This window comes from Pseudomonadaceae bacterium SI-3 (genome assembly GCA_004010935.1).
Lineage (GTDB): Bacteria > Pseudomonadota > Gammaproteobacteria > Pseudomonadales > Pseudomonadaceae > Stutzerimonas.
The window spans coordinates 3,737,502-3,752,277 of sequence record CP026511.1 but is presented as its reverse complement, the minus strand read 5'-3'; the positions used below and the strand labels follow the sequence as shown (position 1 = coordinate 3,752,277).

Genomic DNA, 14,776 nt, shown 5'->3' with positions numbered 1-14,776 from the left:
AGTGCTCATCGCTTCCGATCAGTTCCGCATCGTCGTAGGTCTCGGCAAGAGCGGCATGTCCTTGGTTCGCCATCTGGCCAGCCGCGGTGTGCCGTTTGCCGTCGCCGATACGCGTGCGAACCCACCGGAGCTGGCCACTCTGCAAGCGCAGTACCCGAATGTTGAGGTTCGGTGTGGCGAGCTCGATCCGCAGTTCCTCAGCCGCGCCAGCGAGCTGTTGGTAAGTCCGGGTTTGCCGATCAGCACGCCGGCATTGCAGGCTGCAGCGGCCAACGGAGTGAAGCTGTCCGGTGACATCGAACTGTTCGCTCGCGAAGCCAAGGCGCCAATCGTGGCTATCACCGGATCGAACGCGAAAAGCACGGTGACCAGCTTGGTCGGCGAAATGGCTGTTGCGGCCGGTCGCAAGGTGGCCGTGGGAGGGAACCTGGGTACGCCAGCGCTGGATCTGCTCAATGACGATGTCGAGCTCTACGTGTTGGAACTGTCGAGCTTCCAGTTGGAAACCACAGACCAGCTGAATGCCGAGGTCGCAACCTGTCTGAATATCAGCGAAGACCACATGGATCGTTACGACGGGCTGCCGGCCTACCACCAGGCCAAGCATCGTATATTCCGTGGTGCACGTCAGGTTGTGATCAACCGTGATGATCGCCTCAGTCGGCCGCTGATCGCAGATGATCTACCCACCTGGTCCTTCGGCCTCGGCAAGCCTGATTTCAAGGGCTTCGGGTTGTTCGAAGAAAATGGCGAGAAATATCTCGCCTTCCAGTTCGATGCGCTGATGCCGGCCAACCAATTGAAGGTGCGTGGGGCGCATAACCAGTCCAATGCGCTGGCGGCCTTGGCTCTCGGTCACGCTGTCGGCCTCCCGTTCGGGCCGATGCTCACGACCCTGCGAAACTTCAGTGGGCTGGCCCATCGCTGCCAGTGGGTCGGAGAACGCAAAGGCGTTACCTACTACGACGATTCGAAGGCGACTAACGTCGGAGCTGCTCTGGCCGCAATTGATGGGCTGGGTAGCGACATCACGGGTGAGTTGGTGCTCATCGCCGGTGGCGATGGCAAGGGTGCCGATTTCTCGGCCTTGCACAGTCCGGTCTCGCATCAATGCCGCGCGGTTGTTTTGCTGGGGCGCGATGCTCACCAGCTCGCGGCTGCGCTTGACGGGGCTGCACCCATCCACCGCGTCCAGACACTCCAAGACGCCGTAGAGCTTGCCGCCAAGCTGGCCCAGCCCGGCGATGCGGTCCTACTGTCGCCAGCCTGTGCCAGCCTCGACATGTTCGAGAATTTCGAAGATCGCGGACGTCAGTTCGCCGCCGCGGTGGGGGCGCTCAGCTGATGCTCGCATTCTTGCGTAGTGCGCCTTCGCCCCTGTTCAGCCGTCGCGGTCTGGACCTCGACTTCCCGATGCTCGCAGGCTGCCTGGCGTTGTTGGGCCTTGGCTTGGTCATGATCACTTCCGCGTCCTCCGAAGTCGCAGCGGTGAACGTCGGCAATCCCATGTATTACATGATCCGCCACCTGGTGTACGTCCTGCTCGGACTTGTCGCCGCAGCCTTGGTTCTGTTGGTGCCCCTCTCAGTCTGGCAGCGGCTGGACTGGATGCTGCTGATCGGTGCTTTCGTGCTGTTGATCCTGGTGTTGATTCCAGGCATCGGTCGCGAGGTGAACGGTTCCATGCGCTGGATCGGCTTCGGCGCCTTCAACGTACAGCCGTCGGAATTGGCCAAGCTGTTCGTCGTGGTTTACCTCGCCGGTTATCTGGTGCGCCGCCAACAAGAGGTGCGGGAAAGCCTATGGGGCTTTCTCAAACCGTTTCTGGTTTTGCTTCCCATGGCCATGCTGCTCCTGCTTGAGCCGGACTTCGGTGCGACCGTGGTGATGATGGGAGCGGCGGTCGCCATGCTGTTCCTCGGGGGCGTCGGCCTGGTTCGATTCAGCCTGCTGGTTCTGCTCGCTGTCGGCGCGGTGTTCGTTCTGGTACAGACGCAGGAGTACCGACTGCAGCGGTTGATCACCTTCACCGATCCCTGGGCTGATCAGTACGGTGCGGGCTACCAGCTGACGCAGGCCTTGATCGCATTTGGGCGTGGTGAATGGCTGGGTGTTGGTCTCGGCAACAGCGTGCAAAAGCAATTCTATCTGCCTGAGGCGCATACCGATTTCGTTTTTTCCGTGCTCGCCGAAGAGCTGGGCATGGTGGGGGCGCTGCTGACCATTCTGCTGTTCGCTTTCGTTGGCGTTCGCGCCTTGTACATCGGGCTTGCGGCCGAACGGGCGCGGCAGTTCTTCGCCGCTTATATCGCCTGGGGCGTTGCGTTCCTTTGGCTCGGTCAGTTCCTGATCAACGTTGGCGTGAATATCGGGCTGTTGCCGACCAAAGGTCTGACCTTGCCGTTCCTGAGTTATGGCGGCAGCTCGCTGGTGGTGACCTGCGCCAGCATGGCCTTGCTGCTGCGCATCGAGTGGGAAAGCCGTACGGTGCTGGGCAGTGAAGATGCCGAATTCAGCGAAGAGGATTTTGCTGAGGCGCCTGCACCCCAGAGCAAGGGGGCCGCGTATGGGCGGTAATGTTTTGATCATGGCGGGCGGAACCGGGGGGCATGTATTTCCGGCGTTGGCCTGCGCTCACGAGTTTCAGAACCGTGGCTATAGCGTGCACTGGCTGGGCACGCCGCGAGGCATCGAAAACGAAGTGGTTCCCGCTGCTGGATTGCCGCTGCATCTGATTCAGGTAAGCGGATTGCGTGGTAAGGGACTGGGGTCTTTGCTCAAGGCGCCGTTCCAGCTGCTGCGCTCGCTTGGTCAGGCGCGGCGCGTGATCCGTGATCTACGACCGGTTTGTGTGCTTGGGCTTGGTGGCTACGTGACGGGCCCGGGCGGGCTGGCCGCTAAGTTGGCAGGGGTCCCTCTGGTGATCCACGAGCAGAACGCTGTCGCTGGAACTGCCAATCGCAGCCTGGTGCCCTTTGCGCAGCGCGTCTGCGAGGCGTTTCCGAATACATTCGGCGCAAGCTCGAAGCGCCGCACCACCGGTAATCCCGTGCGCCATGAGTTGTTTCTCGAGACGCCGAGACAGACGTTGCTTGGCCGCCGCCCACGGCTGCTGGTGCTAGGCGGTAGCCTGGGTGCTGAACCGCTGAACAAGCTGTTGCCGGAGGCGCTCGCCCAGTTGCCTAGCGAGCTGCGTCCTGAGGTCTTCCATCAGGCTGGCAAGCAGCACGCCGAGATTACTCAGGAGCGCTATGTCTCAGCAGGTGTCGACGCTGAGGTTGCCCCGTTCATAAAGGATATGGCGCGGGCTTATGCCTGGGCCGATCTGGTGATCTGCCGCTCCGGCGCGCTGACGGTGTGCGAGCTGGCAGCTGCCGGGCTGCCTTCGTTTCTGGTGCCGCTGCCCCACGCGATCGACGACCACCAGACCCGTAACGCCGAATATCTGGCGAAGGAAGGCGCCGCCGTTCTTCTTCCCCAAGCAAAGACCGATGCTGCCGCACTGGCCGCGCAGTTGACCGAGGTAATGATGCAGCCGGAAAAACTCAAGGCCATGGGAGCCACGGCACGTCGCCTGGCTCGGCCGGACGCCACCCGAACCGTCGTCGATATCTGTCTGGAGGTGGCGCATGGCTAAGTCCCCAGCTGCGGTCAAAGCCGAAGTACGTCGCATGCGCCGCATCCGCCGGATTCACTTCGTCGGAGTGGGTGGCGTTGGCATGTGCGGCATCGCCGAAGTGCTGTTGAACCTCGGTTACGACGTTTCCGGTTCGGATCTCAAAACCTCGGCCAGCACCGAGCGCCTGCAGAATTTCGGCGCGCACATTTTCATCGGTCATCAGGCTGGGAACGTCGCTGGGGCTGATGTACTGGTGGTTTCCAGTGCGGTCAACGCTTCCAATCCGGAAGTGGCCTTTGCGCTCGAGCAGCGAATACCTGTCGTGCCGCGCGCCGAGATGCTCGCCGAGCTGATGCGCTATCGCCATGGCATTGCCGTAGCAGGTACCCATGGCAAGACCACCACTACCAGCTTGCTGGCGTCTGTGTTTGCTGCGGGTGGGTTGGATCCGACCTTTGTGATCGGCGGCCGCCTGACCGCGGCAGGCACCAATGCCCAGCTGGGTTCCAGCCGCTATCTGATTGCCGAGGCCGATGAAAGCGACGCCAGTTTCCTGCATTTGCAGCCGATGGTCGCTGTCGTCACCAACATCGACGCCGACCACATGAGCACCTATGGCGGCGATTTCGGCAAGCTAAAGAAGACGTTCGTCGAGTTCTTGCACAACCTGCCGTTCTACGGGCTGGCGGTGCTGTGTGTCGACGACCCGGTAGTGCGCGAAATCATTCCACAGGTGGGACGCCCTATCACTACGTACGGCATGCATGAAGATGCTGACGTAAGGGCGATCAATGTTCGTCAGGAAGGGATGCGCACCTATTTCACGGTGCTGCGGGACGGCTTCGACGCGCTCGATGTGTCGGTCAACATGCCCGGCAACCACAATGTGCTCAACGCCCTGGCAACTATCGCGATTGCCACTGACGAGGGCATCGACGACGAGGCGATCGTCCAGGGCTTGTCTCAGTTTGGTGGGGTCGGCCGGCGTTTCCAGGTTTATGGTGAGTTACCGGTCGAAGACGGCAGTGTGATGCTCGTCGACGATTACGGCCATCACCCGCGTGAAGTGGCCGCCGTGATCCAGGCCGTCCGGGGCGGATGGCCCGAGCGTCGCTTGGTCATGGTCTATCAGCCGCACCGCTTCAGCCGGACACGTGATCTCTACGACGACTTCGTGCAGGTGTTGAACGACGCGAATGTGTTGCTCGTGATGGAAGTGTATCCAGCCGGCGAGGACCCTATTCCTGGCGCCGACAGCCGCCATCTTTGCCACAGCATCCGCCAGCGCGGCCAACTCGACCCGATCTACATCGAGCGCGGTGTCGACTTGGCTCCGTTGGTCAAACCGCTGCTGCGTCCGGGCGACATTCTGCTTTGCCAGGGCGCTGGCGACATAGGCGGGTTGGCCCCGCAACTTATCAATAGTCCCCTGTTTGCTGGTGCTGCAAGCGCCACGAGGAAGAGCGAATGACGGCCCTGCAATCGACCCGTGACCCCCAAACGTTCGGCCGGGTCGCCGTGCTCTACGGTGGCAAGAGTGCCGAGCGCGAAGTGTCGCTGAAGTCTGGAGCGGCAGTGCTCGCGGCTCTGCAATCGGCCGGTGTTGACGCGTTCGGCATCGACGTTGACGATCATCTATTGGCTCGGCTGAGCAGCGAACGCATTGATCGCGCCTTTATCGTGCTGCATGGGCGTGGCGGTGAAGATGGCAGCATGCAAGGCCTGCTCGAGTGCGCCGGAATTCCTTATACCGGGAGCGGCATCCTTGCATCGGCGCTGGCGATGGACAAGCTGCGCACCAAGCAGGTGTGGCAGAGCCTTGGTCTGCCGACCCCGCGGCATGCCGTGCTGGCCAGCGAGGCCGATTGTCGGGCCGCGGCCGAGAGTCTGGGTTTTCCGCTGATCGTCAAACCGGCGCACGAGGGCTCGAGCATCGGCATGGCGAAGGTCGGCGGTGTCGCTGAACTTATCGCTGCCTGGCGCGGCGCGAGTGCTTACGACTCGCAGGTGCTGGTCGAGCAATGGATCCAGGGGCCGGAGTTCACTATCGCCACTCTGCGCGGCACGGTGCTCCCACCGATTGGTCTGGGTACGCCGCACACCTTCTACGACTACGACGCGAAGTATGTCGCCAATGACACCCAGTACCGGATCCCTTGCGGGCTGGATGCCGCCAAAGAACAGGAGCTGAAGGACTTGTCCGCTCGCGCCTGCGAAGCAGTGGGTATCCAGGGCTGGGCGCGTGTCGATGTTATGCAGGATGACGCGGGGGCTTTCTGGCTACTGGAAGTCAATACCGTACCGGGCATGACCGATCACAGTCTGGTGCCGATGGCTGCGCGGGCAGCAGGGCTGGATTTCCAGCAGCTGGTACTTGCAATTCTGGATGCCAGCCTGGCGACGGGGAACTGATCGATGATCACCACGCTGCGTCACTCTCAACCCGCCACCGGCCGCACCTCGCGTAAGCCGGTACAGCGGGGTGCGAGCCGCCTGGTGCAGCGCGAACCGCTTTCGGCGCGCTTGCCTCGGCCGAGCCTGGGTTCGCTCAAGCGTGCACTGTGGCCGGTATTGCTTGTGGGGCTGGCTGTGGGGCTTTACCAACTGGGTGACTATCTCGCGCCCTATGCCGATCGGCCGATTGCCAAGGTAAGCGTTCGGGGCGAACTGACCTACGTCGATCAGCAAGCGGTGCAGGCGCGCATGGCGCCGTTTGTCGAAGCCAGTTTCTTTAAGGTTGATCTCGACGCTTTGCGTCGCGACCTTGAACAGATGCCGTGGATAGCCCATGTCGAAGCGCGTCGAATCTGGCCGGATGAGGTCATGGTGCGTCTTGACGAGCAATTGCCCATTGCCCGCTGGGGCGACGAATCGCTGCTGAACAACAACGGTCAGGCCTTCGCGCCGGACAATTTGGCTCGGTATGAACACTTGCCGCAGTTATATGGTCCGAAGCGGGCCCAGCAGCGGGTGATGCAGCAGTACCAAGTGCTCAGCCAGATGCTGCGGCCCCTCGGTTTCTCCATTGCTCGCCTGGAACTGCGAGCACGGGGCAGCTGGTTTGTGACGACCGGGCAGGGCGTCGAGCTGCTATTGGGAAGGGATCAGATAATCGAAAAAATGCGGCGCTTCACTGCCATCTACCAGCAAGAGCTGGCGCAGGAGAGCGACAAAATTGCGCGGATCGACCTTCGCTACGCCAATGGCCTCGCCGTTGCGTGGCGGGAGCCGAGCCCGACCACGACGGACGAATCCGTCGTAGCGAAGAATTGAGGAATGAAACACATGTCTAGCGTGCAAAGCGGCAAGATGATCGTCGGTCTCGATATCGGCACCTCCAAGGTGGTGGCGCTGGTCGGCGAAGTGACGCCGGATGGCGAGCTCGAGATCGTCGGGATCGGGACCCATCCGTCGCGTGGATTGAAAAAAGGCGTGGTGGTCAATATCGAGTCCACCGTTCAGTCGATCCAGCGCGCAGTTGAAGAAGCTCAGCTGATGGCGGGCTGCCGAATCCATTCTGCGTTCGTCGGCCTGGCTGGCAACCATATCCGCAGCCTCAACTCGCACGGCATCGTTGCCATCCGTGATCGTGAAGTCAGCACCGCCGACCTCGAACGTGTGCTCGACGCTGCACAGGCTGTGGCGATCCCGGCTGATCAAAGGGTTCTGCACACGCTGCCGCAGGATTACGTGATTGATAACCAGGAAGGTGTGCGCGAACCACTGGGCATGTCCGGGGTACGCCTGGAAGCCAAGGTCCATGTGGTCACCTGTGCGGTCAATGCAGCGCAGAACATCGAAAAGTGCGTACGTCGTTGTGGTCTAGAGGTTGACGACATCATCTTGGAACAGCTCGCCTCGGCCCATGCTGTGCTGACCGATGATGAGAAAGAGCTGGGCGTCTGCTTGGTGGATATCGGTGGCGGGACCACCGACATTTGCATCTTCACCGAAGGCGCTATCCGGCATACCGCTGTCATTCCGATTGCAGGTGACCAAGTCACCAACGACATCGCCATGGCGCTGCGCACTCCGACTCAGTATGCGGAGGAGATTAAGATCCGCTACGCCTGCGCACTGGCCAAGTTGGCTGGGCCTGGCGAGACCATCAAGGTACCGAGCGTCGGCGAGCGGCCGCCGCGGGAACTCTCACGTCAGGCTCTGGCCGAAGTCGTGGAGCCGCGCTATGACGAACTCTTCACCTTGATTCAGGCCGAGCTGCGTCGCAGTGGCTACGAGGATCTGGTTCCAGCAGGGATCGTTCTCACCGGCGGTACAGCCAAGATGGAAGGCGCCGTCGAACTCGCAGAAGAAATCTTCCACATGCCGGTGCGCCTAGGCGTACCCCATAGCGTCAAAGGACTCGCGGACGTGGTCCGCAATCCCATCTATTCAACGGGTGTGGGCCTGTTGCTTTACGGAATGCGCAAGCAGACCGACGGCGCATCCATGTCCGGTCTCGGTAATTTCGCCGAAGAACCCAAAACATCTGTCGTGGACCGGCTCAAGAGCTGGATCCAGGGCAATTTCTGAGCAGTGCGGCTGTACCTAAAACTAGAAAGCTGGAAGGAGAGAGGGAAATGTTCGAACTCGTAGATCATACCCCGCAAAGTGCAGTGATCAAGGTCATTGGCGTAGGCGGAGGCGGCGGCAACGCCGTCAATCACATGGTGCGCAACAACGTTGAAGGTGTGGAATTCATCTGCGCCAACACCGATGCTCAGGCGCTGAAGAAAATCGAAGCCCGGACCGTACTGCAGTTGGGTTCGGCCATTACCAAGGGGCTGGGCGCCGGTACCAATCCTGATATCGGTCGTCAGGCCGCGATGGATGACCGCGAGCGCATTGCCGAGGTGCTGCAGGGCGCCGACATGGTATTCATCACCACCGGCATGGGCGGCGGTACCGGCACCGGCGCCGCGCCGGTCATCGCCTCGGTGGCCAAGGAAATGGGCATTCTCACCGTTGCAGTCGTGACCCGTCCGTTCCCGTTCGAAGGGCGTCGTCGCATGCAGGTCGCCGACGAAGGCATTCGCCAGCTGTCCGAGTGTGTCGACTCGCTGATCACCATCCCCAACGAAAAGCTGCTGACCATCCTCGGCAAGGATGCGAGCCTGCTTTCCGCCTTCGCCAAGGCTGACGATGTGCTGACCGGTGCCGTGCGCGGCATCTCCGACATCATGCAGCGTCCAGGCCTGATGAACGTCGACTTCGCTGACGTTAAAACGGTCATGGGCGAGATGGGCATGGCCATGATGGGGACGGGTTGTGCCACCGGTCCGAACCGCGCTCGCGAGGCCACCGAGGCCGCGATCCGCAACCCACTGCTGGAAGACGTCAACCTGCAGGGCGCGCGTGGCATTCTGGTTAACATTACCGCTGGTCTGGATCTTTCGCTGGGCGAGTACGCTGCGGTGGGTGAGATTATCGAGGCGTTCGCTTCCGACGAAGCGACCGTTAAGGTCGGTGCCGTTATCGACCCCGATATGCTGGACGAACTGCACGTGACGGTTGTGGCCACTGGTCTCGGACCGCGCAATGAGAAGCCGGTCAAGGTTGTAGACAATACCTTGCAGACTGCAGCCGTCGCGCCGCAGACCGCCCCAGCCGCGCGTCAGGACCAGGCAGCAGTGAACTATCGTGACCTGGACCGCCCGACCGTGATGCGTAATCAGGCCCACGCAGCGGCTACCGCGGCGAAAATGAATCCTCAGGAGGACTTGGATTACCTGGACATCCCGGCATTCTTGCGTCGTCAGGCTGATTGATTGGATGTATCAGGACTATCGGGGTGATTGGTATTCAGCAAAGTTGGGTTCTGCTATGATCGCCACCTTTGTTGGAAACCATTCGCAACAGCGCACTAGCGAAAACGAGCCATGATCAGACAACGCACCTTGAAGAACATCATTCGCGCCACTGGCGTCGGCCTGCACTCGGGGGAGAAGGTTTACCTCACCCTGAAGCCGGCTCCCGTGGATACCGGAATCGTGTTCTGTCGCACCGATCTCAACCCGCCTGTGCACATTGCCGCACGGGCCGAGAACGTTGGCGAGACGACCATGTCGACTACGCTGGTCAGCGGTGATGTCAAAGTCGATACGGTGGAGCATTTGCTTTCAGCGATGGCTGGGCTGGGCATCGACAATGCCTATGTTGAGCTTTCCGCTTCGGAAGTGCCGATCATGGACGGTAGCGCTGGTCCCTTCGTATTCCTGATTCAATCGGCCGGACTGCAGGAGCAGGACGCGCCCAAGAAGTTCATCCGCATCATCCGCGAGGTTTCGGTGGAGGATGGCGACAAGCGCGCCACATTCCTGCCATTCGAAGGCTTCAAGGTGAGTTTCGAGATCGATTTCGACCATCCGGTTTTCCGAGGCCGAACCCAGACTGCCAGCGTGGATTTCTCCAGTACTTCCTTTGTCAAGGAGGTCAGTCGCGCGCGCACGTTCGGTTTCATGCGCGACATCGAGTTCCTTCGCTCGCACAACCTGGCCCTGGGTGGAAGCGTCGAAAACGCCATCGTGGTCGATGAAGACCATGTGCTTAACGAAGACGGCCTGCGGTATGAGGACGAGTTCGTGAAACACAAGATTCTCGATGCAATTGGTGATCTTTACTTACTGGGCACTAGCCTGATCGGCGAATTCCGCGGCTTTAAATCCGGACATGCCTTGAACAACCGTTTGCTGCGCACTCTGATGGACCAGAAGGATGCGTGGGAAGTGGTGACGTTCGAAGAGTCCCAGACCGCACCGATCTCCTACATGCGTCCGGCGGCTGCCGGCTGAGCTGTACTCTCTTTCCTTTTTAAGGCCACCTTCGGGTGGCCTTTTTTTGAGGACAACGTGAGGTTCGTGAACTGCCTTCAGTTCATTCCATCTAGCAGACCAGCCATGTCGTCGGCGTGCTCTTCTTCCTGAGCAAGAATGTCTTCGAAAATGCGCCTCGTTGTCGGGTCTTTATCGCCGATGTATTGGACGATTTCGCGATAGCTGTCGATCGCGATGCGCTCCGCCACCAGATTCTCGAACACCATATCGCGTAGGCCATTACCTTCGGCATATTGCGCATGGGCGCGCTCGGTGAGGCTGTCCGGGTTGAAGTCCGGGGCGCCACCCAACTGAACGATGCGTTCGGCCAGACGGTCGGCATGCTCTTGTTCTTCATTGGCGTGCTCGAGAAACTCCTCAGCGGCGACGCTCGATTTCAAGCCTGTGGCCATATAGTAGTGGCGCTTGTAGCGCAGGTAGCAGACCAGCTCGGTCGCCAGCGCCTCATTGAGCAGGTTGATCACCGTATCGCGGTCGGCCGAGTAGCTTTCGGTCACCGCGCCGTTTTCAACATGCTGGCGCGCGCGCTCGCGCAAAGTCTGTTTATCGCTCAATTGCACGTAACTCATCACGGTCTCCTGGGTCTGTGGCGCGCGATATGCGCAGCCGGGTGGCCGTCGCGCCTGCTGGCGTTTCGCTGGGCCCTAAGCTGTGATAGGCAGGGATGCGGAAAGTTTAGCCGCGTCCGTCACTGGGGCGTTCCGGCTTGCCCGGCTCTTCAATAGGAATTGGCTCACCGGGTTCTTTGCGTTCAGGTTCGGGAATCGGGCTTGGTGTCCCATCGTCCCGAGGGTCGGGTTCCTGCATTCTATTTCCCATCAACTGAGCGCCTTTATCAGCTCGTCCTTGCGCATCTTCGAACGACCGTGCACATCACGCTCCTGCGCTTTATGCATCAGTTCGTCGCGGGTGAGATCAGTAAGGGATGTGCTACCTGAACGGTCGCTACGTGCCGAGCTCTTGTTGGGTGAATCGCCGGAGCGAGCCTCTGCCGCTCGATGTGCTGAATCCTTGCGGTCGGCTCGCTTGGCTGTCTCGCTTTTCTCTTGCCCCGAACCGCCTTTGCCTTCGCCCCCACCGGATTGTTTGTTGACAGTGGCCCAGGCTCGCGCTTCTGCTTCTTTAGCTGGTACGCCGCGCTCTTCATAGCTGTCTTCGATATGTTCGGCTTTACGTTGTTGTGTATCGGTGTATTTGGATTTCTCGCCTCTAGGCATGACGGCGTCCTCCTGGTGGGATAGCGATGTGGACCTACTGGCAGTGGCGTCTGGCGATTTGCCGCGCCGCCTATTCTGTTTGGTCCCCGTTGCCGGCCTCGAGTTTCACTCGTGTTAGCATTGCCGGCTGGCGCAACCGGCCCGGCGACGGCATGGATGGGACATCCTGCTCACGGCCCGAGGCTACGCGTTAGGTCAGCGCAAGCACAATAATTCTTGCTACGCCTCGATCGGGCGGAACAAAACGCATTTATGCTGGCCTGAACCAAGCGCGGGCCGCGCTATCTCGGTAGCTGCAGACTGATGCGTGTATCGAGTTTGTTACGAATCCATGCCTGCCGTTTTACGGCAGGCCTTGAACGAGGCGCTAACCAGATGCGAATCCTAGTATGCGGAGCCGGTGGCCAGGTCGGTCACGAATTGATAAACCGTGCCAGCGGGTACGGTCTCGAAGCGCTCGGCATGACTCGCGACAATCTTGACATCACGGACGCGGGGCAGGTGGCTGATCTGGTTAGCCGGCTCAAGCCGGGGCTTATCATCAATGCGGCCGCTTACACGCATGTCGACAACGCCGAGACGCACAGTGAGAGGGCCTATAGCGTAAACCGCGACGGTGCAGAACGGCTGGCGCAAGCGGCTCGTCAAGCCTCCATTCCCCTGCTGCACATCTCCACTGATTATGTGTTTTCCGGAAATGCTCAAGCGCCTTATAGAGAGGAAGATGAAGTCGCGCCAACAGGTGTTTATGGTGCTAGCAAACTGGCGGGCGAAGCGGCCATTCAAGCCGTGCTGGACGAGCATCTTATTTTGCGAACCAGCTGGGTCTATGGGGTGCATGGCCACAATTTCGTGAAAACCATGCTACGCCTTGGCTGCCAGCGCGACGCCCTATCGGTGGTTGCCGATCAGTATGGCTGTCCCACTCAGGCTGGTAGCATTGCCGATGCGTTGCTGGAACTGGCGCAGCGTTATGCCCAGAACGGCGTTTTGGCGTGGGGCCTCTACCATTACAGTGGGCGCTCCCCGTGTACCTGGTTCGATTTCGCCGTGGAAGTTTTCCGTCAGGCGGAAGCCAAGGGCATGCTTGCTACCCGCCCCAAGGTATCGCCTATTAGCACCGCTCAATACCCCACCCCCGCGCGCCGACCGGCTTGGTCGGTACTCGATTGCTCGAAGTTCGAGACGACATTTGGCATCGAAACCCACGACTGGCATGACGACCTTTCCATTGTGCTCGATGCGCTGGCCGAGGCCGCAGCTGTTGCAGCCGCGGGTGCCGCGCAGCACACCCAGGCCTGAGCGCCCAACGTGGCGATATCTACGCTGGGCGCATCGGCCTAGGCGTGATGTGGTGATCTGACGCGAGACTCGGGTATTCTGCGCGGTCTTTTGCGGGGCGACATGAAGTCGCAACGATTGCTGGAGAAGCCGCGTGGTGGTGTTTCAGGCAATATTGCCGATCTTCGGCTTGATCATGCTCGGCTACCTGTTGGGCTGGCGTGGCTGGCTGGCGGGGGAGGCGGCAGCTGGGCTCGCCAATATCACCTTCAAATTGTTCATGCCGGCAGTCTTGTTCACCGGCATTGCCCGTGCGCAGCTTAGCGACGGGATGTCAGTGACACTGTTATTGGCCTATTTCGGGCCGGTACTCACCGTTTTCGTGGTGGTGGCGCTGATTGCTCACCGTCTGCTCGGGCGAGCGTCGCCCCTAGGCTTGACCGCGGCCTACTCGAATAACGTGTTGGTCGGGATCCCTCTGGTGACCACGTTGCTCGGGCCGGCGAGCCTCGTGTACGTGTTCGCCATTCTGGTGTTTCACAGCCTGGTCCTGTTCTCGCTACAAAGCTTTTACAACGCGTTCGGCTCGGGGCAAAAGGTCAATGCCGTGGCGTTGCTGAAGAATTTGGCCAACCCGCTCATTGTTGGCCTGTTGCTCGGTGCGTTGTTGAACATATCCGGCTGGGACCTGCCGCTGCCGATCTGGCGTGTCGCTGATTGGCTCGCCCAGGCTGCGTTGCCTTGTGCGCTGATGGTGCTGGGCATCAGTCTGTCACGTTATCGGTTGCGGCCTAGCGCCACGGCTCTCGGGCTGACGCTGGTGAAGCTAGCTCTGTTTCCATTGCTGGTCTGGCATGTCGGCAGATGGATGCCGGGCCTCAGTCATGACGCCTTGAGCGTGTTGGTATTGCTGGCCGCGTGCCCGAGCGGTGTCAACGTGCTGGCCTTCGTGGTCAATCAGGAAGACACCCGCGCAGTCAGCTCGACGGTGTTTCTCTCGACACTTTTGGCGGTGATCAGCTTGCCCTTGTGGATGCTGCTACTGTCGACCTGACTGCGTTGGTCAGGTCTGGCTGTCGGTGCGCGCATGGTTGGCGACGATGTCTTCCAGGCGCAGCCCGGTCAGGCCGTGGATGGTCTTCCAGAGGTAGTAGAAGATCGCCATCATCATCACCATGCTCGGGATTGCAATCATCGGATAGCTGAGCAAGGTCATACGGCCGAGTTCTGCATTGAATGCCTCGCTACCGGCGGGGCTATTGACAATCCATTTGGCTAGTACGTAGTTCATGAACGACGAAAAGAAGAAGGTGACGCTGAGAAAGTAGGTCGCGCGCAGCAATCGCGTCTCGAAGTGAGCGGTTTGCCCGTTGCGCTCAAGTTGCTCATGGACCTTGTCGACGTTCAGCACCTTGGGGTTGTAGAGCAAGGTGCGAATCAACGGAAAGCGTGTGCGGGTGGAGGCCAGTACGGCGACACCAATGATGCCGGGAATTGCCGCTTCCTTGATTGCCAGCCATTTCGAATCGAGCTGCAGCAAGCCGATGCCGCCGGTAAGCAGCACGCTGACCAGGCCCAGCAGGGCTATCCAATTGAACTTGCGGTATTTCACCAGCTCGAACAACCCCCAGCCGAGTGGGAAGGCCAGCGCCAGCAAAAGTGCGCCATCCGCGCCGAGGCGGTCTTCGCCGCTGAGTTTCATCAGGATCAGCGATGGGATGACGATGCTGATGGCCAGGTCCATTAAAGGGCGCGGCTTGTGCGCGGCCGGTTGCTCGGAGCTGGGTCGGTTAGTGCGGGTATTGGTCATGTGATTCGATTTCGTC

At 60.3% G+C, this 14,776-nt stretch carries 14 protein-coding genes; 11 read left to right on the top strand and 3 right to left on the bottom strand.

The window, feature by feature from the left end:
• The first annotated feature begins 1 nt into the window (after position 1).
• The 9 genes from C1896_17525 to C1896_17485 all read left to right on the top strand — a co-directional run bounded on the left by C1896_17525 (position 2) and on the right by C1896_17485 (position 10,410).
• On the top strand, positions 2 to 1,345 hold the full coding sequence (locus C1896_17525; protein AZZ46551.1) for a UDP-N-acetylmuramoyl-L-alanine--D-glutamate ligase: 1,344 nt from the start codon (positions 2 to 4) through the stop codon (positions 1,343 to 1,345).
• Complete coding sequence (gene ftsW / locus C1896_17520; protein AZZ46550.1) at positions 1,345 to 2,577, top strand: putative lipid II flippase FtsW; 1,233 nt, start codon at positions 1,345 to 1,347, stop codon at positions 2,575 to 2,577. Before C1896_17525 ends, ftsW begins: the two co-directional genes overlap by 1 nt.
• A complete protein-coding gene (murG, locus tag C1896_17515; protein AZZ46549.1) occupies positions 2,567 to 3,637 on the top strand; it encodes an undecaprenyldiphospho-muramoylpentapeptide beta-N-acetylglucosaminyltransferase in 1,071 nt (356 codons plus the stop codon). The genes ftsW and murG overlap by 11 nt, the downstream gene beginning before the upstream one ends.
• Positions 3,630 to 5,090, top strand: a complete 1,461-nt coding sequence (locus C1896_17510) for a UDP-N-acetylmuramate--L-alanine ligase (protein ID AZZ46548.1) — start codon at positions 3,630 to 3,632, stop codon at positions 5,088 to 5,090. The genes murG and C1896_17510 overlap by 8 nt, the downstream gene beginning before the upstream one ends.
• Positions 5,087 to 6,031 (top strand): D-alanine--D-alanine ligase, encoded by a 945-nt coding sequence (locus tag C1896_17505; protein ID AZZ46547.1) that lies wholly within the window; start codon positions 5,087 to 5,089, stop codon positions 6,029 to 6,031. The genes C1896_17510 and C1896_17505 overlap by 4 nt, the downstream gene beginning before the upstream one ends.
• 3 nt (positions 6,032 to 6,034) lie before the next feature.
• On the top strand, positions 6,035 to 6,892 hold the full coding sequence (locus C1896_17500) for a cell division protein FtsQ (GenBank protein AZZ46546.1): 858 nt from the start codon (positions 6,035 to 6,037) through the stop codon (positions 6,890 to 6,892).
• 12 nt (positions 6,893 to 6,904) lie between these two features.
• A complete protein-coding gene (ftsA, locus tag C1896_17495; protein AZZ46545.1) occupies positions 6,905 to 8,152 on the top strand; it encodes a cell division protein FtsA in 1,248 nt (415 codons plus the stop codon).
• Between the two features lie 47 nt (positions 8,153 to 8,199).
• Positions 8,200 to 9,387 carry a cell division protein FtsZ gene (locus C1896_17490; GenBank protein ID AZZ46544.1) on the top strand — a complete coding sequence of 396 codons (1,188 nt, stop codon included), beginning with the start codon at positions 8,200 to 8,202 and terminating at the stop codon, positions 9,385 to 9,387.
• Positions 9,388 to 9,498: 111 nt separating this feature from the next.
• Positions 9,499 to 10,410: a UDP-3-O-acyl-N-acetylglucosamine deacetylase gene (locus C1896_17485; GenBank protein ID AZZ46543.1), complete on the top strand. Its 912-nt coding sequence runs from the start codon at positions 9,499 to 9,501 to the stop codon at positions 10,408 to 10,410.
• A gap of 77 nt (positions 10,411 to 10,487) precedes the next feature.
• On the opposite strand, the gene C1896_17480 is transcribed toward C1896_17485, so the two are convergent.
• Together C1896_17480 and C1896_17475 are read right to left on the bottom strand one after the other, a co-directional pair.
• Positions 10,488 to 11,021, bottom strand: a complete 534-nt coding sequence (locus C1896_17480) for a bacterioferritin (GenBank protein AZZ46542.1) — start codon at positions 11,019 to 11,021, stop codon at positions 10,488 to 10,490.
• A gap of 249 nt (positions 11,022 to 11,270) precedes the next feature.
• Positions 11,271 to 11,669: a termination factor Rho gene (locus C1896_17475; protein ID AZZ46541.1), complete on the bottom strand. Its 399-nt coding sequence runs from the start codon at positions 11,667 to 11,669 to the stop codon at positions 11,271 to 11,273.
• Positions 11,670 to 12,044: 375 nt separating this feature from the next.
• Here C1896_17475 and rfbD point away from each other — a divergent pair, with 375 nt between their 5' ends.
• Together rfbD and C1896_17465 are read left to right on the top strand one after the other, a co-directional pair.
• Positions 12,045 to 12,971, top strand: a complete 927-nt coding sequence (gene rfbD / locus C1896_17470; GenBank protein ID AZZ46540.1) for a dTDP-4-dehydrorhamnose reductase — start codon at positions 12,045 to 12,047, stop codon at positions 12,969 to 12,971.
• 133 nt (positions 12,972 to 13,104) lie between these two features.
• Entirely contained in the window at positions 13,105 to 14,004 is a 900-nt protein-coding gene (locus C1896_17465; GenBank protein AZZ46539.1) for an AEC family transporter, read from the top strand.
• 9 nt (positions 14,005 to 14,013) lie between these two features.
• On the opposite strand, the gene C1896_17460 is transcribed toward C1896_17465, so the two are convergent.
• Positions 14,014 to 14,760, bottom strand: coding sequence for an MFS transporter (locus C1896_17460; GenBank protein AZZ47719.1), 747 nt, complete (start codon positions 14,758 to 14,760; stop codon positions 14,014 to 14,016).
• Positions 14,761 to 14,776: the final 16 nt, after the last annotated feature.